At 67.2% G+C, this 19,381-nt stretch carries 22 protein-coding genes; 12 read left to right on the forward strand and 10 right to left on the reverse strand.

What is annotated here, in order from left to right:
• Positions 1 to 138 precede the first annotated feature (138 nt).
• Positions 139 to 1,185: a GTPase ObgE gene (gene obgE / locus ACW17X_RS13760; protein WP_492098215.1), complete on the reverse strand. Its 1,047-nt coding sequence runs from the start codon at positions 1,183 to 1,185 to the stop codon at positions 139 to 141.
• Positions 1,186 to 1,271: 86 nt separating this feature from the next.
• Here obgE and ACW17X_RS13765 point away from each other — a divergent pair, with 86 nt between their 5' ends.
• Positions 1,272 to 2,075: a hypothetical protein gene (locus tag ACW17X_RS13765; RefSeq protein ID WP_492098217.1), complete on the forward strand. Its 804-nt coding sequence runs from the start codon at positions 1,272 to 1,274 to the stop codon at positions 2,073 to 2,075.
• A 1-nt stretch (position 2,076) separates the two neighbouring features.
• Here the strand turns inward: ACW17X_RS13765 and ald are convergent, their stop codons facing one another.
• A complete protein-coding gene (gene ald, locus ACW17X_RS13770) occupies positions 2,077 to 3,195 on the reverse strand; it encodes an alanine dehydrogenase (RefSeq protein ID WP_492098218.1) in 1,119 nt (372 codons plus the stop codon).
• Positions 3,196 to 3,342: 147 nt separating this feature from the next.
• On the opposite strand from ald, the gene ACW17X_RS13775 reads away from it, so the two are divergent.
• Positions 3,343 to 3,819, forward strand: coding sequence for an Lrp/AsnC family transcriptional regulator (locus ACW17X_RS13775; protein ID WP_492098220.1), 477 nt, complete (start codon positions 3,343 to 3,345; stop codon positions 3,817 to 3,819).
• Positions 3,820 to 3,864: 45 nt separating this feature from the next.
• Entirely contained in the window at positions 3,865 to 4,359 is a 495-nt protein-coding gene (locus tag ACW17X_RS13780) for a hypothetical protein (RefSeq protein WP_492098222.1), read from the forward strand.
• Between the two features lie 3 nt (positions 4,360 to 4,362).
• On the opposite strand, the gene ACW17X_RS13785 is transcribed toward ACW17X_RS13780, so the two are convergent.
• The 5 genes from ACW17X_RS13785 to nepR all read right to left on the reverse strand — a co-directional run bounded on the left by ACW17X_RS13785 (position 4,363) and on the right by nepR (position 8,721).
• Positions 4,363 to 5,817 (reverse strand): NAD-dependent succinate-semialdehyde dehydrogenase, encoded by a 1,455-nt coding sequence (locus tag ACW17X_RS13785; protein ID WP_492098224.1) that lies wholly within the window; start codon positions 5,815 to 5,817, stop codon positions 4,363 to 4,365.
• 90 nt (positions 5,818 to 5,907) lie between these two features.
• Entirely contained in the window at positions 5,908 to 6,045 is a 138-nt protein-coding gene (locus ACW17X_RS13790) for an entericidin A/B family lipoprotein (protein ID WP_492098226.1), read from the reverse strand.
• Between the two features lie 48 nt (positions 6,046 to 6,093).
• Entirely contained in the window at positions 6,094 to 7,797 is a 1,704-nt protein-coding gene (phyK, locus tag ACW17X_RS13795) for a sensor histidine kinase PhyK (RefSeq protein ID WP_492100472.1), read from the reverse strand.
• Between the two features lie 112 nt (positions 7,798 to 7,909).
• Positions 7,910 to 8,521, reverse strand: coding sequence for a sigma-70 family RNA polymerase sigma factor (locus tag ACW17X_RS13800; RefSeq protein ID WP_492098228.1), 612 nt, complete (start codon positions 8,519 to 8,521; stop codon positions 7,910 to 7,912).
• Positions 8,518 to 8,721, reverse strand: coding sequence for an anti-sigma T factor NepR (gene nepR / locus ACW17X_RS13805; RefSeq protein ID WP_271165325.1), 204 nt, complete (start codon positions 8,719 to 8,721; stop codon positions 8,518 to 8,520). The genes ACW17X_RS13800 and nepR overlap by 4 nt, the downstream gene beginning before the upstream one ends.
• Before the next feature lie 200 nt (positions 8,722 to 8,921).
• Between nepR and phyR the strand changes: the two genes are divergently transcribed.
• Positions 8,922 to 9,716 carry an anti-anti sigma factor/receiver protein PhyR gene (gene phyR, locus ACW17X_RS13810; RefSeq protein WP_492088869.1) on the forward strand — a complete coding sequence of 265 codons (795 nt, stop codon included), beginning with the start codon at positions 8,922 to 8,924 and terminating at the stop codon, positions 9,714 to 9,716.
• Between the two features lie 65 nt (positions 9,717 to 9,781).
• On the opposite strand, the gene ACW17X_RS13815 is transcribed toward phyR, so the two are convergent.
• Positions 9,782 to 10,132: a hypothetical protein gene (locus tag ACW17X_RS13815; RefSeq protein WP_492098230.1), complete on the reverse strand. Its 351-nt coding sequence runs from the start codon at positions 10,130 to 10,132 to the stop codon at positions 9,782 to 9,784.
• Between the two features lie 344 nt (positions 10,133 to 10,476).
• Here ACW17X_RS13815 and ACW17X_RS13820 point away from each other — a divergent pair, with 344 nt between their 5' ends.
• Both ACW17X_RS13820 and ACW17X_RS13825 read left to right on the forward strand, forming a co-directional pair.
• Positions 10,477 to 11,505, forward strand: coding sequence for an NADP-dependent oxidoreductase (locus ACW17X_RS13820; protein WP_492098232.1), 1,029 nt, complete (start codon positions 10,477 to 10,479; stop codon positions 11,503 to 11,505).
• Positions 11,506 to 11,514: 9 nt separating this feature from the next.
• On the forward strand, positions 11,515 to 11,922 hold the full coding sequence (locus tag ACW17X_RS13825; protein WP_492098233.1) for an acyl dehydratase: 408 nt from the start codon (positions 11,515 to 11,517) through the stop codon (positions 11,920 to 11,922).
• A gap of 56 nt (positions 11,923 to 11,978) precedes the next feature.
• On the opposite strand, the gene ACW17X_RS13830 is transcribed toward ACW17X_RS13825, so the two are convergent.
• Both ACW17X_RS13830 and ACW17X_RS13835 read right to left on the reverse strand, forming a co-directional pair.
• The gene (locus tag ACW17X_RS13830; protein ID WP_492098235.1) at positions 11,979 to 12,755 is read right to left on the reverse strand and encodes a SapC family protein; all 777 of its coding nucleotides are present in this window, start codon (positions 12,753 to 12,755) and stop codon (positions 11,979 to 11,981) included.
• A gap of 110 nt (positions 12,756 to 12,865) precedes the next feature.
• Positions 12,866 to 14,893: a TonB-dependent receptor gene (locus tag ACW17X_RS13835; protein WP_492098237.1), complete on the reverse strand. Its 2,028-nt coding sequence runs from the start codon at positions 14,891 to 14,893 to the stop codon at positions 12,866 to 12,868.
• Positions 14,894 to 15,000: 107 nt separating this feature from the next.
• Between ACW17X_RS13835 and ACW17X_RS13840 the strand changes: the two genes are divergently transcribed.
• From ACW17X_RS13840 to ACW17X_RS13865, 6 genes are all read left to right on the forward strand, one after another.
• Positions 15,001 to 15,498 carry a Fur family transcriptional regulator gene (locus ACW17X_RS13840; RefSeq protein ID WP_492098239.1) on the forward strand — a complete coding sequence of 166 codons (498 nt, stop codon included), beginning with the start codon at positions 15,001 to 15,003 and terminating at the stop codon, positions 15,496 to 15,498.
• Positions 15,499 to 15,515: 17 nt separating this feature from the next.
• Positions 15,516 to 16,391, forward strand: a complete 876-nt coding sequence (locus ACW17X_RS13845) for an alpha/beta fold hydrolase (RefSeq protein ID WP_492098241.1) — start codon at positions 15,516 to 15,518, stop codon at positions 16,389 to 16,391.
• Between the two features lie 35 nt (positions 16,392 to 16,426).
• Positions 16,427 to 17,155 carry a nicotinate-nucleotide adenylyltransferase gene (locus ACW17X_RS13850; RefSeq protein ID WP_492098243.1) on the forward strand — a complete coding sequence of 243 codons (729 nt, stop codon included), beginning with the start codon at positions 16,427 to 16,429 and terminating at the stop codon, positions 17,153 to 17,155.
• A 133-nt stretch (positions 17,156 to 17,288) separates the two neighbouring features.
• The gene (gene rsfS, locus ACW17X_RS13855; RefSeq protein WP_492098244.1) at positions 17,289 to 17,714 is read left to right on the forward strand and encodes a ribosome silencing factor; all 426 of its coding nucleotides are present in this window, start codon (positions 17,289 to 17,291) and stop codon (positions 17,712 to 17,714) included.
• A 4-nt stretch (positions 17,715 to 17,718) separates the two neighbouring features.
• A complete protein-coding gene (gene rlmH / locus ACW17X_RS13860) occupies positions 17,719 to 18,183 on the forward strand; it encodes a 23S rRNA (pseudouridine(1915)-N(3))-methyltransferase RlmH (protein ID WP_492098246.1) in 465 nt (154 codons plus the stop codon).
• 1 nt (position 18,184) lies between these two features.
• A complete protein-coding gene (locus ACW17X_RS13865; protein WP_492098248.1) occupies positions 18,185 to 19,264 on the forward strand; it encodes a murein hydrolase activator EnvC family protein in 1,080 nt (359 codons plus the stop codon).
• The last annotated feature ends 117 nt before the right edge of the window (positions 19,265 to 19,381 follow it).

Genomic DNA, 19,381 nt, shown 5'->3' on the forward strand with positions numbered 1-19,381 from the left:
GAGGCGGGCTCCAGCTTTACCGTTGGCGCTGGTTAACGCATAGCATTGAAAACCGTTGTCCGCCCACTTCTCCGACGGATTATCCGGCGAAATCCTGGGGTGACGTTCGCACGCCACACCCGCGCATCCGCAAGCCTGTCAGGGTTGCCAGCCCGAAATCTGATCGGCATCGCTGTCGCCGGCCAGGGCGCCCCGGGTCTTCTTGACCTCGGCCCAGGCGGCGCGCAGCAGGGCGGCCACGCCCTCGCCGGACACGCCGGACACCAGCATGGGGCGACGACCGGCGACGGCCTCCAACTCGGCCGCCTTCTCCTCGCGTTCCTCGGGCGACAGGGCGTCGATCTTGTTCAGCGCCAGGATCTCGGCCTTGTCGGCCAGGCCTTCGCCATAGGCCTCAAGCTCGCCGCGGATGATCCGATAGGCCTCGGCCACGTTCTCCTGAGTTCCGTCGATCAGGTGGATCAGGCTGGCCGAACGCTCGACATGGCCCAGGAAGCGGGTGCCCAGGCCGGCGCCCTCGCTCGCGCCCTCGATCAGGCCGGGGATGTCGGCGATTACGAACCGTTCGGACGGCGACAGGTCCACCATGCCCAGATTGGGCGCCAGGGTGGTGAAGGGATAGTCGGCGATCTTGGGCTTGGCGGCGCTGGCCGCCGACAGGAAGGTGGACTTGCCCGCGTTCGGCAGACCGGCCAGGCCGATGTCGGCGATCAGTTTCAGCCGCAGCCAGATCCAGCGTTCCTGACCGTCCTGGCCAGGGTTGGCGTAGGTCGGCGCCTGGTTGGTCGGTCCCTTGAAACGGACATTGCCCCAGCCGCCGTTGCCGCCCTTCAGCAGCAGTTCGATCTTGCCCGGCGTGTCCATGTCCAGGAGGACGGTCTCCTTGTCCTCGTCCAGCACCTGGGTGCCGACCGGCACCTTCAGATGCACGTCCTCGCCCTTGCCGCCGTGCATCTGGCGGCCCTGGCCGTGGTGGCCGGTCTGGGCCTTGAAATGCTGCTGATAGCGATAGTCGATCAGGGTGTTTAGCCCATCGACCGCCTCGATCCAGACGTCGCCGCCCTTGCCGCCGTCGCCGCCGTCCGGGCCGCCGTTGGGAATGAATTTCTCGCGTCTAAACGACACGGAGCCCGCGCCGCCGTTGCCGGAGCGGATGTAGATCTTGGCCTGGTCGAGGAACTTCATCGCGGGCTTATGCCAAAAGACAGCGGCGAGGGCGAGGCGTCGTGTAATTCAGAGGTCGTTAAGAGACGCAGCGCAAGGATTCATGCATGAATGTGTCCACATCGACATCAATGACCAGTGTTCTGGCCGAGGGTCGGGCCCAGCGCGAAAAACAGGCGCAGGAGCGCGCCGAGGCCAAGCTGCGCGACGCGCGTTCCGCCGTCGAGACGCTGAAGCAGCGCAACAGCGCCGCCGCCAACGACGCCCAGGAACAGCGCAAGGCAGCTGCCAAGCAGAAAATCGACCAGATCAAGGCCCGCATCCGCATGTTGCAGATGAGCGGTTCGGCCGATCCCAAGCTGCTGGCCCAGTTGGCGAAGGAACTGAAGTCAGCGGTCAAAATGTACGGCGGGTCGGGCGGCGCACCGGCGGAGATAGGCAGGAACGACGGCGGTTCTTCGGCTGCGGCCGCCGATGCGGCGACGCCGCCGTCGGCAGACTCCGGCGTCGGCGCGACCGAGGCCGTGCCGACAGATGCGCCGGTCCCTGCCGAGCCTCCCGCCCCGTCCAACAATGAGGATGGGGCGACGGCGGAGGGCGAGAAAAATCCCGAAACCACGAAGTCTGAAGACAATCCCTATCGTCGCATGGCTGAGGAAGCCCAGGCGCGCGCCGCCGAACAATCACGACGCGGAGCGGTCCAGCAGGAGGATCGCGATTTCCTGTCCGACGTCCGCAACCTGGCGAACCAGATCAAGACCATGGCGAAACGGGCGCAGCACCAGGCCGAGACCGACCCCGCCCTGCGCCAGGACGCCGATCACGCCGCGCAGGCTGCAACCGAGGCCGTGCGGGCGGTCGAGAGCGCCGGCCGCGATCTGGGCGCGGCCGGCGTCTCCCTGACGGTCTAGATCAGCCCTTGGCCCACACGCCGAACGGGTCGCTGAATTCCATGCCCAGGGCCTGGGCCACGGCCGGATAGGTGATTTCGCCCTTCAGCACGTTCAGGCCGCGCGCCAGGTGCGGGTCCTTCTTCAGCGCCTCAAGCCCATGATCCGCCAGGGCCAGGCCGAAGGGCAGGGTGGCGTTGTTCAGGGCTTCGGAACTGGTGCGCGGCGCGGCGCCGGGCATGTTGGCGACGCAATAGTGGACCACGCCGTCGATGACATAGGTCGGGTCCTCGTGGGTTGTCGCGTGCGAGGTCTCGAAACAACCGCCCTGGTCGATGGCGACGTCTATCAGCACCGACCCCGGCTTCATCGTCTTCAGATGTTCGCGCTTGACCAGTTTGGGGGCCGAGGCTCCCGGCACCAGGACGGCGCCGATCACCACATCGGCCTTGACCAGCTCTTCCTCGATCGCGCCGATGGAGGAATAGCGGGTGATGACCCGGCCGCCGGTGATCTCGTCGATATAGGCCATGCGCGGGATCGACCGTTCCAGCACCACCACCTCAGCGCCCAGGCCCATGGCCATCCGCGCCGCGTTCAGGCCGACGACGCCGCCGCCCAGCACCAACACCCGCGCCGGCGCCACGCCCGGCACGCCGCAGAACAGCAGGCCCATGCCGCCGTTGTGCTTCAGCAGGGTCTCTGCGGCCGAGAAGACGGCGATCCGACCCGCGACTTCCGACATGGGCGCAAGCAGCGGCAGGCCGCCGCGCGCATCGGTCACGGTCTCATAGGCCACGGCGGCGCATTTGGACGCCAACAGGCCCTTGGTCTGTTCCGGGTCGGGCGCCAGGTGCAGATAGGTGTAGAGGATCTGGTCCTCGCGCAGCATCTCCCACTCGACCTTCTGCGGCTCCTTGACCTTCACGATCATGTCGTTGTTCGCAAAGATGGTCGCCGCGTCGGCGACCAGGGTCGCGCCCGCCTTCTCATAGTCCGCATCGGTGAAGCCGGCGCCCAGGCCGGCCCCGGTCTGGACCGAGACCTGATGGCCATGGGCCACATATTCACGCACCGCCGTCGGCGTCAGGCCGACACGATGTTCGTTCTTCTTGATTTCACTGGGAACGCCGACGCGCATGGGAACCTCTCCGTGGTGTAGGGGGAGCGTCCGTCTCTGCGGGCGGATCGCCGTCACTCCACATATAGCGCCGAGCGGGTCGCAGAATCCTGTTCATTTCGCGACCTGATCGCCGTACATGCGCAGTCTCTGCGATGGAGTGGCGCAATGAAGACCGTTTCCGCCGTCGAACTGGACGGAACTGACAGGAAGATGCTCCGTCTGCTGCAGCAGGACGGCCGCATGACCAATGCCGATCTGGCGCGTCAGGTGGCCCTGTCCGAAAGCGCCTGCCTGCGTCGACTGCGAGCGCTGGAGGCGGCGGGGGTGGTCGATCACTATGCGGCGGTGATCAGCGAACGGGCCGTGGGCCTGCCGATCAGCGTCTTCGTCACTGTCACCCTGTCGTCCCAGTCCGAGGCGGTTCTGACCGCCTTCGAACAGGCGGTCGCCGCCGCGCCGGAGGTGATGGAATGCTATCTGATGACCGGGGGCGCCGACTATTTGCTGCGGTTGGTGGTGCGCGACGTCGATGATTTGGAACGGGTCCACGCCAAGACCCTGACGCGCCTGCCCGGGGTCCACCGCGTCTCCTCCAGCGTCGCCATGCGCTCGGTGGTCAAGCGCGGGGTCTTGCCGGTCTGACCTAGGGTTCCCAGATCGAACGGCGACGCTTCGTTCGGGGATGACATGGATCGCGACGGTTTCATCTGGTTGGGTTTGGCCCTGGGCCTGGCCATGATCGCTGCGCCGGGCGTCCTGGCGGGCGGAACGCCGCTTCTCCCGCTGTCTCTCATCTGCGTCGGCCTGGCCTGCGCCCTCCAAGCGGGCAGTCGTCGTCTGGTCGAGCGCGCGACCCTTCAGCTGATGTCGCGCGGCGCCCTGCGCACCGCGATCATCGTCCTGGGCGCTGTAATGCTGTTTCAGCTTCTGCCGCTGGAAATGGCGCTCTTCATGGCCGGCGATGTCCTGGCCTATGTCGAGCTCCTCGCGGCCGTCGGCCTGATCGCAGCGAACGCCCGTGTCCGGCTCATTCGCGGGGTGATCGGCGCGAAGGCGGATCAATGGCGCACCGCAGTCCGGCGTCGGATCCGCTCTCGCTCGCCCCGGGCCGCGCGCCCTTCGGCTCGGCGCCGCCCGGCGTCCCCGGATGACGACCCGGCGGCCGGTTGGGCCTTTGCGTGACCCCTACCTCACCGCCAGGGTCACGGTCTTCACGTCCACATACTCATCTATGCCGTGGATCGAGCCTTCGCGGCCGTAGCCGGACTGTTTGACCCCGCCGAACGGGGCGACCGCCGTGGAGATCAGGCCGGTGTTGACCCCGCACATCCCCGCCTCGATCCGGCGGCTGACGCGCATGGCCCGGTCCAGATCGCGGGTGAACAGATACGACGCCAGGCCGTAATCGCTGGCGTTGGCCTTCTCCAGAACCTCGTCCTCGCTGTCGAAGGGGAAGACCGGGATCATAGGGCCGAAGGTCTCTTCCTCGCGGAACAGTTCGTCGTTTCCGCCCAGGGTCACCGTCGGCTGGAAAAAGCGGCCGCCCAGCTCATGACGCGACCCGCCGGTCAGCACCCGGCCCCCGTCGGCCTGCACCGCTGCAACGTGTTTCTCGACCTTGTCGATGGCCTTGTCCTCGATCAGCGGGCCGACCTTGACCCCGTCTTCGAAGGCGTTCCCGACCTTGATCTTCGCCACTTCCGCCGCCAGCTTTTCGGCATAGGCCTCAGACACCGACCGTTCGACATAGACCCGGTTGGGACAGACGCAGGTCTGGCCCGAGTTGCGGAACTTGCCCTTGATGGTTTCGGCCACGGCCAGATCCAGATCGGCGTCAGCGAAGACGATCAACGGGGCGGCGCCGCCCAGCTCCATCGACACCCGTTTCAGGGTCGGGGCGCATTGCTCGGCCAGCTTCCGACCCACGCCTGTCGATCCCGTAAAGGACAGTTTGCGGATCAGGGGGCTTTCCGTCAGCACCTTGCCGATCACCGACGCCTCGCCTGTCACGATTGATAGAGCCCCGACCGGCAGACCCGCCTGGTAGGCCAACTCGGCCAGCGCGATGGCCGTGAACGGAGTCTGGCTGGCCGGCTTGACCACGGCGGTGCAGCCGGCGGCGAAGGCCGGACCCAGCTTCCGCGTCAGCATGGCCGCCGGAAAGTTCCAGGGCGTGATCAGGGCGCACGGCCCGACGGCCTCGCGATAGGTCAGCAGGAGATGGCCCAGCGGGCTGTCCTGGGTCTCGCCGATCAGCCGCTCGGCTTCTCCGGCGAACCATTTGATGAAGCCGTTGGCGTAGACCACTTCGCCCTTGGCCTCCTCGAACGGCTTGCCGTTCTCCAGCGCCATCAGGGCGCCCAGGCCCTCGACATTCTCGTCGATCAGCTCGGCCCATTTGCGCAGAAACGCGGCGCGTTTGTGCGGATCGGTGCGGGACCAGGCGGGAAAGGCGTCGGCTGCGGCCTGTATGGCGCGTCCGGTCTCTGCCGCGCCCAGGTCCGGAACATGGCCGATTATCTCTCCCGTCGCCGGATCGTCCACCGCTATGCCGTCGCCGTCGGCTGGGACAGGCTCTCCGGCGATCAAGGCGTGTTGGCGAAGCAGGGCGAGGCCGGCGTTCCGGGCGGTCTGGTTCACGGAAATCTCCTGATGAGGTCCTGAAACGAAAAAGGCCCCGACGAAGCGGGGCCTTGCAAGTCTCGATCACGCGGCCTTGGCCGCATACGATCAGTTCTTGGCGTCTTGGGCGGCATCCGAAACGGCCGAGCCGGCGGCCTGGGTGTCACGGCCCACGCCTTCGACGGTGTTGCAGGCGGCGGTGGTCAGGGCGGCGGCGGCGGCGGCCAGTACGAAAATCTTGCGCATGAGAAAGCTCCGGTTGAGCCGACATGGGAGTCTGTCGGTCTTGGCCTATCAACGCGACCGCACGGCTCCGGTTCCGTCCGCGCCGCCCGTCTTGTCTGTGGGATCGGTCGGCGACAGGGTCTCGGGCGTGGCGAAGGTCATGCGGGCGATGGTTCCGCCGCTCGGCGCCGCGACGAACTCGGCCTCGCCCCGTAACTGTTTGGCGAAGGCGCCCATCAGGGTTCGTCCCACCCCCGCTTCTGCGCCGTCGGAGGGGCCGGGGCCGTCGTCTTCGACTTCCAGCGTGGAGGTTTCTCCATGAACCCGGAAACGTACGTTCAACGCCCCGCCCCGCCCCGCAAAGGCGTGCTTCTGAGCGTTTGTGACGGCCTCTACTAGCCAAAGCGCAAGGGGCGCTAGTTTGTCGGGATCGACCAACAGAGAGTCCGCCTCCACTGAACTGACTACGACCGGTCCCCGCACGGCCTCGCTGGCCACCAGTTGACCGACGAGTTCGGTCAGGAACTCCCGCGCGTCGGCGTGGCGGATGTCGTCGCTCTGGTAAAGCGTGCGGTAGATCAGGGCCAAGGCCGAGATCCGTTGGCGCGTGTCCCCCAGCGCCGCCTTCGCCGGGGCGTCCGTCAGGGCCCGCTGCTGCATCGACAGCAGGGACGAGATGATCTGGAGATTGTTCTTCACACGGTGATGGATTTCGCGCATCAGCGCGTCCTTCTCCGCGATCGCATCGGTCAGCTCGCGGTCGCGCACGGTGATGGCTTCGGCCATCTCGTCCAGGGTCCGGGCCAGGGTGCGGATTTCAGACGGGGCGTTCATCGCCTGCAACGGCCGCACCGAAAACCGGCCCTTGGCGTAGAGGGCGGCGATCCGCTCCAGATAGTCGAGCCAGCGGATGAAGATCCGTTCGGACAGAAGCATGACCGCTGCAAACGCCGTCAGCCAGGCGCCCAATGGCAGCAGCAGGCTGCCGATCGGATTGAGCCTGGCCCAGGACAGAAGGCCCGGCGCCGGCGCCGACAGCAGCGCATACAGGTCGCCGCCCGCCAAGACGGCGCCTGCGTAGTCGCGATTCTGGCCGCGGCTGTCCTTGGCGGCGAAGACGGCTGAGCCCTCGTCTCGCGCTCGCGCGACCCAGCCCGAAACATCGCCGCCGTCGGCGAATTTGAAGGCGCCGGGATCGCTGGCGACCAACAGACGGCCGGCGCCATCGGTCAGGGCGGCCTCCGAGGCCGAGGGCAGGGCGGGGTCCTTGATGTCGGGCTGAAGCGCAGACAAGGGAATGACGGCCGCCATGGCTCCGTCGAACCGCCCCATGGGCCTTTCCGCTCGAATAGCGATGATCAGGGCGGCGGGGTAGCCGGCGTCGGCTGGCGCGCGGACGACGACCAAATCCTCACCCTGCCTCAGACGTTGAAACCAATAGGCTTGAGTGGCTGGCGCCACTCCGGACCGAAGCCCGTCCGGGCGGCCGGATGCACAGACGGCGTCGCCGGAGGGGCTGAGGCGATAAAGCCCTTCATAGCGATCCAGGCGATCAACCAGAGCCGTCAGCCGGGGGGCGCAGTAGGGCCCTAACGCGTCCGGGCTCAGCGCCCGCAGCAAGACCTGGGCGCTGTCCAATCGCGCCTTGACGTCGCCCGCGCTGCGCTCCGCAGCGAGCTGCAGATCGACCTTTCGGTCCTCGGCCTGGCCGCTGAAGTCTGCCTGGGTCTGAACCAAGATGAGAATGAGGATCGGCAAGAGGGCCAGAGCCATGGCCGAGCCCAGCCGGAAACGAATCCCCTGAAATCGGGCGGCGTTCCACTTCCGCTCGAGCCGCGGCTGGGCGGCTGCCGGATCGGGTCTGGCTTCCTCCGTCACCGAGAGCTCAGGATCGAGCGCCGGCCAGCCTGTCGGCCTCGCCGAGAATGGAGCGCATGGCGTCGCCTGCCGCCTTGCCGTCGCGTCCATAGCCCCCCTTCTCCAGGATGGCTTGCAAGGCGCGGCGCGCCCGGCTGACGCGGCTCTTAACCGTGCCGACGGCGCAGCCGCAGATTTCGGCCGCCTCTTCATAGGCGAAGCCGCCAGCCCCGACGAGAATCAGCGCCTCGCGCTGTTCCTCAGGCAGGGTTTTCAGCGCCTGGCGCAGTTCATCCAAGGCCACGGGCGCCTCGGGGTCGTCGACCGCCACCAGGGTACGCTCCGCTGCCTCTTGGTCCAGCTGCGACTGGCGCCAGGACCGGCGCTTCTCGGAATAGAACTGGTTGCGCAGGATCATGAAGGTCCAGGCCTTCATGTTTGTGCCCATCTGATAGCTGGCGCGCGCGTCCCAGGCCTTCATCATGGCGTCCTGCGCCAGGTCGTCGGCTGCGGTCGGATCGCCAGTCAAAGTGCGGGCAAACGCTCGCAGATGCGGAATCAGCTGGACCAGTTCACGCTTGAAGCCCTCGTCATCCGCCGAAGCAGGCTTAGGCGCGGCGCCCAGACGTGGCGAGCTCATGAGCCACCGCCGGGAGACTTGGCGTCGGCGCGTTTCAGAATTTCAAGAAATTCGTCAGGAACAGGCTCGTTGACGACCTCGTCGAACATGTGGCGAAGCTTGACGCCAATAGCCTGCTGACGAAGGCGAGCTTCTTCGAGCCCCGCCTCCCCCGGCTTATCGGCGCCTTTGCGCCGCGAGGAATCGGAAGAATCAATCATAGACAGAACACCGCCCACCCAACTGCAGTGCAGAAATGCAGGGTCGATAACGTACCGCCACGCAGCGAGTTCCGAGGATTGTGGAATAAATGCTCAAGCTTGGGCGCGGGAGCGGAACCGTGAGCCGATTGGCACGTTTCCAGCATTGTAGCGCTGCGTCCTGTGAGACGATCCAGCGAATTTTGTCGGGGACTGACTATATGAGCCTTCTGGCCAGACTTGCGCCGCATCTGCCTTACGTCCGTCGCTATGCGCGGGCGCTCACCGGCGATCAGGCGACGGGAGACAACTATGTGCGTGTCGCGCTGGAGGCCCTGGCCGCCGGCGAGCAGCAGCTTTCGCCGGAGATGACGCCGCGGGTTGCGCTCTATCACGTCTTCCACGCCATCTGGTCCTCGACCGGGGCCCAGCTTGAGGACGGGATCGGCGCCGAGGGCGGTTCGGACGCCTCCAGCCGTCTGTTGCGCATCGCGCCCCGGTCTCGCCAGGCCTTCCTACTGACCGCGCTTGAGGGCTTCACGCCCTCCGAGGCCGCCCAGATCCTATCCGCCGATGCGCGGGACGTGGAGCGTCTGATCGCCGACGCCCAGTCGGACATCGACGCCGAACTAGCCACCGACGTCCTGGTGATCGAGGACGAGGCCATCATTTCGGCCGACATCCAGAGCCTTGTGAAGGAGCTGGGACACCGCGTCACCGGCGCCGCCACGACCCACGAGGAAGCGATCGAAGCCGTCGCGCGTCACAAGCCCGGCCTGGTCCTGGCCGACATCCAACTGGCCGATGGTTCGTCCGGCATCGACGCCGTCAAGGAAATCCTGAAGAGCATGGATGTGCCGGTGATCTTCATCACCGCCTTCCCGGAGCGCCTGCTGACCGGGGAGCGGCCCGAACCGACCTTCCTGATCACCAAGCCCTTCCAGCCGGAGACGGTGAAGGCGGCGATCAGCCAGGCGCTGTTCTTCCATCCCTCGCGCCAAAAGCAGGCCGCCTAAGGTCCCTTGGGCCGCCATAGGTGACGATGAGCCCCGGTCGCGTCGACCGGGGCTTTTTTCTCGGTTCAGCTGGACGGTTGAGTGGGAGCGTTGACATTAGGCGCCTCGCCCGTGGGGACGGGGCGTGGCTCCCCATTCGGTCCTGTGGGGGCGTCTGCAGCAGGAGGCGTCGCCGCGTCTTCGCTGAAGGCTCGCGCATCCACCGCCTGATCGCCGTCATTGGCGTTGGTTTGCGACAGGCCGCCTTGGCTGAAGAACCAAATCAGGGCCAGCAGCAAGGCTGCAGCGCCCAGCGACGCGATCAGGATTATCAGGATACGCGAGCCGGACCGGCCCTGCCGGGTTGATTGCGCATCGACTCCCTGGCGCGCCACCGCCGCGTCGCCAGGGTTTGCTTGGGGATCTCGTTCTGCCATCTTTGCCTCCCGATTGGTGTTCAGATGGACACAACGCCCCCTCGGTAACGGCGTTCCGACATCGTTGCCGACCGAGGGCTGATCTACGGCGGTTCGCCCGGAACCAAAAAATCCTCTGACCGTGGGGAACCGCTGTTCCTAAGCGCCGTTACGGGTTTGCGGAGGCGGCGACGCCCCCCCGACTTGAGATTGGCGAAAGCCAATCTGTCGCCTCCGCGCCTCATTCTCGATGATGCCACTTCAAGGCGGCCCTCAGGGGTCGCCTTTTTCTTTGCGGCGGGCCTCGACCGTCGCGCGAGACCGGGCCAACATGGTCCTCAAAGAAAACCTGCGGAGGATAGACGATGACCTCGAATGGAAAGACCAATCGCCAATGGGTGCTGCGCCAGCGACCCAAGGGCCTGATCCAGCCGGGCGACCTCGAACTGGTCGAGGGCCCGATCCCCGACATCAAGGAGTCCGAGGTGCTGGTCCGCACCCTCTATCTGTCGCTGGATCCGACCAACCGCACCTGGATGAACGATTCCGAAGGCTATTTGCCGCCGGTCGGCCTGGGCGAGGTGATGCGCGGCCTGACGCTGGGGGTTGTCGAGCACAGCCGCTCGGATCGGTTCAAGGTCGGGGATCTCGTCATGCCGGCCTCGGGCGGCTGGGCCGATTACGCCGTCGTGCCTGAGGGCGGGCTTCGGCCGGTGCACCGTGCGCCCGGCCTGCCGTTGACCGCCAATATGTCGGTGCTGGGCATGACGGGGCTGACCGCCTATTTCGGCGTCACTGACGTGTTGAAGGCCAAGGCGGGCGAGACCTTGGTGATTTCAGCTGCGGCCGGCGCTGTCGGCTCCATCGCCGGCCAGATCGCCAAACAGCGCGGCTGTCGGGTCATCGGCATCGCTGGCGGGCCCGCGAAATGCGCCTGGTTGACCGATGAACTCGGTTTCGACGCCGCCATCGACTACAAGAACGAAGACGTCGGCGAGGCGCTGGACCGCTTGGCGCCGGACGGGATCGACCTGAATTTCGAGAACGTCGGCGGCGACATCATGATCGCCGTGTTCAATCGGCTGAAGGTGCACGGACGGATGGCGGTCTGCGGTCTGGTCTCATCCTACAACGCCACCAAGGCGCCGCCGTCGCCGAATTTCGCCCGGATCATCACCCATCGGCTGAACGTTCAGGGCTTCCTGGTGCTCGACTACGCTCCCCGCGCCCGTGAAATGGTCGCCGAGATGGGACCCTGGCTCGCGGATGGGCGGGTCAAGTGGAAGGTTCACGTCGATGACGGGCTGGAAGGGGCGGTCGACTCGCTGAACCGCTTGTTCACCGGCGATCATGACGGCAAGCTGCTGGTTCGCGTTTCCGAAGAACCCGCCTGAAGGATTGCCATGAGCGACCCCCTGCTCGTCCATTTTGAGGATCTGGAGACAGGGCAGGTGGTGCCGCTGGGCGCCTGCGCCGTCGATGCTGCGGCGCTGGACGTCTTCGTCGAGCGGTTCTCGCCCGGCTGGGACACCGCCTACGGCGCGCCTGACGCCATGGTCTATGTGCTGTGGAGCCGCCTGGCCGCCGAGAAGTCCGGCGGCTGGGCCCAGACGAAGGTCTTGGCCGTGGACGGCCTGCGCTTCATGCGTAATCCGCCTCCGGGCGAGTTGCTGCGCGGCCGTATGACGGTGATGGGCAAGGACCCGGTCGGCGATGAAAAGGGGATCGTGATCGCGTCGCACGACCTGCTGGACGAGGCGGGGCGGCTGGTCTTCTCCTGCCTGACCCGAGCCCTGTTCGCGCGACGCTGAAACGAAAAACGCCCCGCCGGCGGACCGGCGGGGCGCTCGTCCTCGATCTCGAGGTATTAGTTGACCGTGCCCGGCGCCTGGCGAAGGAAGGCCAGGGCGATCAGACGGTCCCAACCCAGCAGCGACACCAGGTGGGCGTAGATCTGGCCCAGGGCGCCGTTGTCGCGCAGCTCGGCCAGCTTCTCGGCCGGCAGGGCCTTCAGCTTGTCTTCCGACACGGCGTAGTATTCGGCCAGCTTCTGCGGCGCGCCCGGCGTGCCGTCCGGGTTGCGCGGCGTGAAGACGGCTTCGCGCACGTCCAGCAGGTCCAACTCCTGGATCAGCTTGACGAAGGCTTCGGTGCGCTGGCGCTCTTGTTCGAAGTTGTTGCAGAACTCCATCGCCATGGTCGTGTAGTCGCTGGCCTGACCATTGACGAACAGCGGGTTCTGGCCGCCTTCGGCGACGATCGGCGAGCCGCGGTCGATGCACAGGATCAGGCGCTGGTTCTGCTTGTCGTCGGCGAAGACGAACGGATAGCGGCGCACATAGGCGGGGATATAGGCGTCGGGGCGGAACTCGCCGTCGGCGGCGACGAACAGGTTCTCGCCCTGGCGCAGGCCCATGACCACGACCGGCTGGCGGTTTTCGCCGGTGAAGATAACCGGATAGGACAGGGCGGCGGCGGCGAACTCGGTCACCGTCAGCGGCACGACATTGGTCTGGGCCACGAAGGCATAGGGCTTGTCGGCCGGGTTGACGCCCAGCCCACCGTGCTGGACCGGATCCAGCGGCTCGGGCTTGGTGTAGAAGAGGACATTGCCTTCGAGCGGCGAGTTGGTCGTGTCGGTCATTTGAAGCCAGGCACTCTGGAATTGATTGAGGCGGGCCTTCTAGCCCAAGCCCGCCTCAGCGGCAAACGGCCTCACGGACGGGGGGATTCCGTGAGGCCGAACCGACAGGGTCAGAAGGCGTAGGTGACGCCGACGCGCAGGTTCCGTCCCGGCAAGGGGGCGATATCTTTCAGGAAGGAGGCGTGCTCGCGCGCCTCTTCGTCGGTCAGATTATGCGCCTCGGCGAAGACGGTGATCTCCTTGTCGGCGAACGGACGCACCGCGCCCCGCAGATTGACCATCGTATAGGCGTCGGTGGGCAGTTCATTGTCGGACAGACGATCCTGCTCGCCGACGTGACGAACCTCTCCGGCCAGGTCCCACATGCGCGATGTCCAGGCCAGGCGGGCGGTTGCGGACCACGGCGGGATGCGCGCGGCCGGCCCCAGGTCGGTGTCCGCCTTGACGTAGTCCGCCGCGCCTTCCAGCGACAGTTTGCGGTCGCCGCTCTGCCACAGGGCGTAGGCGGCCTCGGCCTCGAAGCCCTGGAAGTCGGCGTCGGTCTGGACGAACTGATAGATCGGGAAGAACTCGTCCTCTTCCTCGAAATAGAAGTCGTCGCCCGTCGCGCGTTCGTCGATGAAGCCGTCGTACCAGGACTTGTAGACGTGCAGGTCGCCGGTGAAGCGCCCACGGTCATAGTGGACCGTGCCTTCCAGGGTGGTGACCTTCTCGGTGTCCAGGTTCACGTCGCCGGTCTCATAGGCGGCGGTGGCGATGTGGACGCCGTCGGCGAACAGTTCGACTTCGCTGGGCGCGCGCTCGGTGCGCGACAGGCTCAGGCCCAGGAACAGACCGGCCTGCGGACGCAGGAAGGCGGCCGCGCTGGCCGACCAGTTGTCGAACTCGCGCTCGACCTCGGTCGTCTCGCCCAGAGGCGTGGCGGTCAGGGTGCGGCGGTCATAGCGCAGACCGCCTTCGAAACCGTAGCGGCCCAAATCATAGCGCTGGACGGTGTACAGGCCCTGTTCCTCGATCTTGACGGTCGGGACGAAGGCTTCCTCGCCGATGGCTTCGAAATTACGCTCCAGGGCCTGGACGCCGATGGCGCCGTTCCAGCCGTTCTGCTCGCGCTGGACCAGTTCGCCGCGCGTTTCCCAGCCGTCGGAGTTGAAGACGGTGCCCGGCTCGCCCGGTCCCTCGAATTCGGTGTGAGTGTAGTCGGCGTGGCCGTAGGAGGCGCGGACCTTGGCGAAGGGGCCGCTGTCGAAGCGGTACTCGCCGCGTCCGTCCCAGCGTTCCTGTTCCAGATTGATGAAGACTTCCGGCTCGGCGACCGTGCCGTATTCGCTCTCGGTCGACTTGTAGGACAGGCCGACGAAGCCCTTGTCGGCGATGTACGACCCGCCGACGCCCCAGGCGTTCAGTTCTGACCAGGAGTTGGGCTGCTTGCCGCCGTCGCCGCGCGGCTCGCCGTCGCTGTCGGCCAGCACCTGCGAACGGGCGGGCGAGGGGATGTCGTAGTCGTCGGTCTTTCGGGTCACGCCGCTGACGTTGAAGGCGAAACGGCCGACGCCGACCGTGGCGTGGCCCGAGGCGCCGCGTCCGTCGTCGACGCTGGAATACTGGGTCGAGACCCGGCCTTCGATCCCGCCTTCCGGCAGGGTTTCGGGAATCCGGTCGTCGATGATGTTGACCACGCCGCCGATGGCAGAGCCGCCGTAGATCAGGGTCGCGGGGCCGCGCACGATTTCGATGCGGTGGGCTTCGCCGGGATCGGTGGCGACGGCGTGGTCGGGCGACACCGAACTGGCGTCGATCTGGCCCAGGCCGTTGGTCAGCACCTGAACGCGCGGACCCGACAGGCCCCGGATCACCGGCCGGCTGGCGCCCGGCGCGAAATCGGTCGAGCGAATGCCCGGCATGCCGTTGACAAGATCCCCCAGGGACGTCGCCGGTGCGATGGCCAGCTTCTGTTCGTCCAGCACGTCGGTGGCGATGGTGGTGGCGCGTTGCGTCACACCAAACGGGGTCGCGGTGACGATGATGTCATCGACCGTAGCGGGCTGAGGCTGGGCGGTCTGGGCGAAGGCGGCGCCGCCCAGGGCGCTCCAGGCGACGGCGGACAACAGCAATGGGCGAGTGACGAAGGGACGCATGGACGGCCTACTTTCGGGGAGAGATGATATTCTGTTATGAGATAACATCACGAGGCGTCAAGCCGTGATCTGTTGCGGTGACGCCGGTCAGCGACTAGCTGTGGCTCATGAGTTCCACCTGCGACCATGACCACGACCATTCCGGCTTGCACGGCGCGGCCCTGGCGCTCGCGCTGCAGGGCGCAGAGGCGCGCATGGCCGAGGCGGGCGAGCGGATGACCGCCCCGCGCCGTCGGGTCCTGTCCCTGCTGCTGGAAACCGGCGAGCCGGTGAAGGCCTATGATCTGATCGCCCGGTTCGGCGAAGACGGCCAGGTGGCCAAGCCGCCGACCGTCTACCGTGCCCTGGAGTTTCTCGAACGCCAGGGGATGGCGCACCGGATCGCCTCCATCAGCGCCTATGTCGCCTGTTCGGGCAGCGCCGCGAACGGGTCGGCGCCCCACGCCGCCGCCTTCCTGATCTGTGACTGCTGCGGCGCGACGCGCGAGATCGCCGGCCCGGATCAGGGCGCCATCGACGCCGCCGCCGCCAGCGCAGGCTATGCGATCGCGCGCACCACGATCGAGGCGCACGGCCTGTGCCTGGCCTGCCGCGAGGCGGGCTGATCGTGGACGTCGCCCGGATGTCAGCCCCGCGCCGACTCAGCGTCCCCATTGAAAATCATTGGGGCGGCGGCCTGATGTCGGTGCTGGATTTCGGCGATCCCGAACGGCCGGTCGATCTGATCTTTTCGCACGCGAACGGCTTCAACGCCGCCACCTATCGCACCATGCTGTCGCCCCTGTCCGCCTCACTGCGCATCTGGGCGCCGGATCTTCGCGGCCACGGGGGCTCAAGCCTGCCGATCTTCGCCCGGCCCAAGGCCAGCTGGCTGGATCATCGCGACGACCTCCTGTCCCTGCTGGACGCCCTGGACGGCCCACCGGTCGTCCTCGCCGGCCATTCGATGGGCGGCACGGCCTCGCTGTTGGCGGCGGCGGAACGCCCCGACCGGGTCTCCAGCCTGGTCCTGTTCGATCCGGTGATCTGGAAACGCTCGACCTTCCTGATCTTCAACCTGCCTTTTGCCCATCGCCTGCTGGCGGGCATACCCATAGCCAAGGCCACGCGCCGCCGTCGGGCCCTGTTCGACAGCCGCGAACAGGCCCTGGCCGCCTATCGCGGGCGCGGCGCTTTCAAGGGTTGGCCGGACATGGTCCTGGCCGACTATCTGTCGGAAGGCCTGGTCGAGACGGATGAGGGCTATAGGCTCGCCGCCGACCCCGCCTGGGAGGCCGCCAACTATGCGGCCCAGGCGCACGATCCCTGGCGCGCCCTGCGCCGCTATCCCGGGCCCACGCGAATTCTGAAGGCCGAACGCGGCGCCCTGACCTTCGTCCCCACGTCGCCCCGAGGTTTGGATCATGTGAAGGTCGAGGTCGTGACCGGCGCCGGCCACCTCTTCCCCATGACCCACGCCGACGTCGCCCGCGACGCCCTGTTCGAGGCCGCCGTCTAGATCGGGCGGCTTCCGTTCGCGGGGGAGAAATCGGTATGCGGACCATCGCCCGTCATGATAAGGGCGCCGCTGAGCATAACTCCCCCGAGACGCCCCGCTTGTCCTTCTTTCACGCCGGTCCCGCGCCCAAAGGCGCCGGCCCCCGAACCGGGGGCTTGCGAGACGGTCTGATCCTGACGCCGGGGATGAAGGTCGGCCTGTTCGGCGGCTCCTTCAATCCGGCACACGACGGTCACGCCCATGTGGCCGAGACGGCGATGCGCCGCCTGGGTCTCGACCGGGTCGTCTGGCTGGTCTCGCCGCAAAATCCTTTGAAGGACGCCCGCCATAGCGCCCCATTGTCCGACCGGATGGCCTCGGCGCGGGAACACGCGCACGGCCCGTCGATGATCGTCTCTGACTTCGAGTCCCGTGCGGGGGTCGCCTGGACCGTCGACACCCTGCGCCTGCTGGTGGCCCGGCATCCCGGCGTTCATTTCGTCTGGCTGATGGGGTCGGACAATCTGGCCAGCTTCCACCGCTGGAGAGGCTGGACCGATATCATGCGGCTGATGCCGGTGGCGGTGATCGCTCGGCCGGGCTCGCTGCTGGACAGTCGCACGGCGCCGGCCGCGGCCCGTTTCGCCGGTTTCCGCATTCCCGCCCAGCAGGCGGGCCTGTTGCCGACCCTGGCGGCGCCGGCCTGGACCTATTTGACGGCGCCGCTGAATCCCCTTTCCTCGACGGCGATCCGAACGGCGAAAGGGCGACGCGCGGCCTCGTGATCGGGGCGGCGGTTCACGTTCCGGCCCATTCGTGCTAGAGGACTGCTTTAGTCAACGCTCCTGGAGCCCTCCGCTGACCCCCTCGCCCGCGTATGATACGCAAGACGCCGCCGTTTCGAACACGGCGCACGAGATGGATGCTATCGAACCTCTCCATTCCGAAGACGGATCTGAATCCTCCCTGGCTTTCGGCGATTCCGCCCCGCGCCCGGTCGGCTCCACGCCGCTAGAAGAAGCCCTGCTGAGCCGCCTCGACGAGGACAAGGCCCAGGACATGGTCCTGATCGACCTCAAGGGCAAAAGCGCCATGGCCGACACCATGATCGTTGCTTCAGGCCGTTCGCACCGTCACGTCGGCGCCATCGCCGACCACCTGCTGCGCACCCTGAAGGAACAGGGTCTGGGCAAGGCCAAGGTCGAGGGCCTGCCGCACTGCGACTGGGTCCTGATCGACGCCGGCGACGTGATCGTGCACCTGTTCCGCCCGGAAGTGCGCACCTTCTACAATATCGAGAAGATCTGGGCGGTCGATTCCGCCCACCGCATGGTCCGCGACTAAGACCGTGAAGCTGAGCATCGTCGCCATCGGCCGACCGGGCCGGGGGCCTGAGGCGACGCTCGCCGACGACTACGCCCGGCGCGCCACCCTTGCGGGACGCGCGCTGGGCCTGGGTCCCCTCGAACTGATAGACCTTGAGGCCCGCAAGCCGGGCAAGGCGCCGGAGGCCGAGTTGATCCTCGCCGCCGCCGAAGGCGCGCACCTGATCGCCTGCGACGAGCGCGGCAGGACCTATTCCTCACGCGCCTTCGCCGATCATGTCGCCAAACTGCGCGACCAGGGCGAACGCCGGCTGGTCTTCGCCATCGGCGGAGCCGACGGGCTGGACGAAAGCGTGCGCGCCGCCGCGTCCTCTACCCTGGCCTTCGGTCCCCAGACCTGGCCCCACGCACTGGCTCGCGCCATGTTGGCCGAACAACTGTATCGGGCGGTTACCATCCTGGCCGGATCACCCTATCATCGCGACTGACATGGGTCGCGCCGCCACACTTTCCCTCGCCCTGCTGACGGGTCTCGTCCTCGCCGCCCCCGCCGCAGGTCGGCAGGCGCCCGAGAGCGAACTGGGGCGCATTCAGGCCGAATATCGCGATGAGGCGGTGCGGGCGCGCCGCCTGCGCGCCGACGCCGAGGCGGCCAAGGACGAACTGGCGCAGCTCGAGCGCCGGCTGGCCGCCCTTCGCGCCGACGAACAGACCGACGACCGCCAGATCGAGGATCAGCGCGCCCGCCTTCAGCAGCTCAGCGCGCGTGAGGCCGAACTGGTCACCAACCTGGCCCGTGAACGCGGCGCCCAGGGCCGACTGCTCAGCGCCCTGCAGATGATGAGCCGCCGCCCGCCGCCCCCTCTGCTGGTCCCGGCGGACAAGGCGATCGACACTGTGCGCGCCTCCCTCCTGCTGAAGGCCATGACGCCGGATCTGGAAAAACGCGCGAAAGCCCTGGCCGACCGTCAGGCGGAGATCATGCGCATCCGCCGTCTTGCCGTCCTGTCGTCCGAGCGGCTGCTGACCACCGAAAGCGCCCAGGGCGATCGTCGCGCGGAGATCGAGGGTCTGACCGCGCGCAAGACCGCCCTGACCGCCGTCCTCAACGCCGAGGCCCGCGCCGCCGAGCGGGCCACGCGTGTGCTGGAAAACCGCATCCGCGAGCTGGGGGGCGCCGTGCCCGCCGCCGAGCCGGCCGAGGCCGCCCCCGCGCGCCTTCCCGCCGGCCGCAGCCGTCTCAGTTCGCCGGTCCAGGGCGCGCCCAGCCAGACCTGGGGGCCGGGAACCTCCGGTTGGCGCTGGCGCGCAGACCGAGCGTCCGTGGTCGCGCCCGCCGACGCCAAGGTCGCCTATGCCGGACCTCTGACCGGCTGGGGGCAGGTGGTGATCCTGGACCTGGGTCCCGGTTGGCGGGCGGTGATCGCGGGGCTGGAGAGTGTTGATGTGACGCCGGACGCTCGCGTCGCCGACGGCCAGTCCCTGGGTCGCAGCGGCCCCGACGGCGACGTCTATTTCGAGCTGCGACGCGAGGAACGCCCCATCGACCCCGGTCCCTGGCTGCAATGATCCGCAATAGAGCTTTGCAATCCGCCCTGACGCTGATTTTATCGGCATGACGCCGCGTCGCCACGATTCCGTCGTGTCTGCGGGGCCTTACCTTCCCAACGGGCGCCCTTCATGATC

The organism is Brevundimonas sp. FV1ye4L (assembly GCF_058681255.1).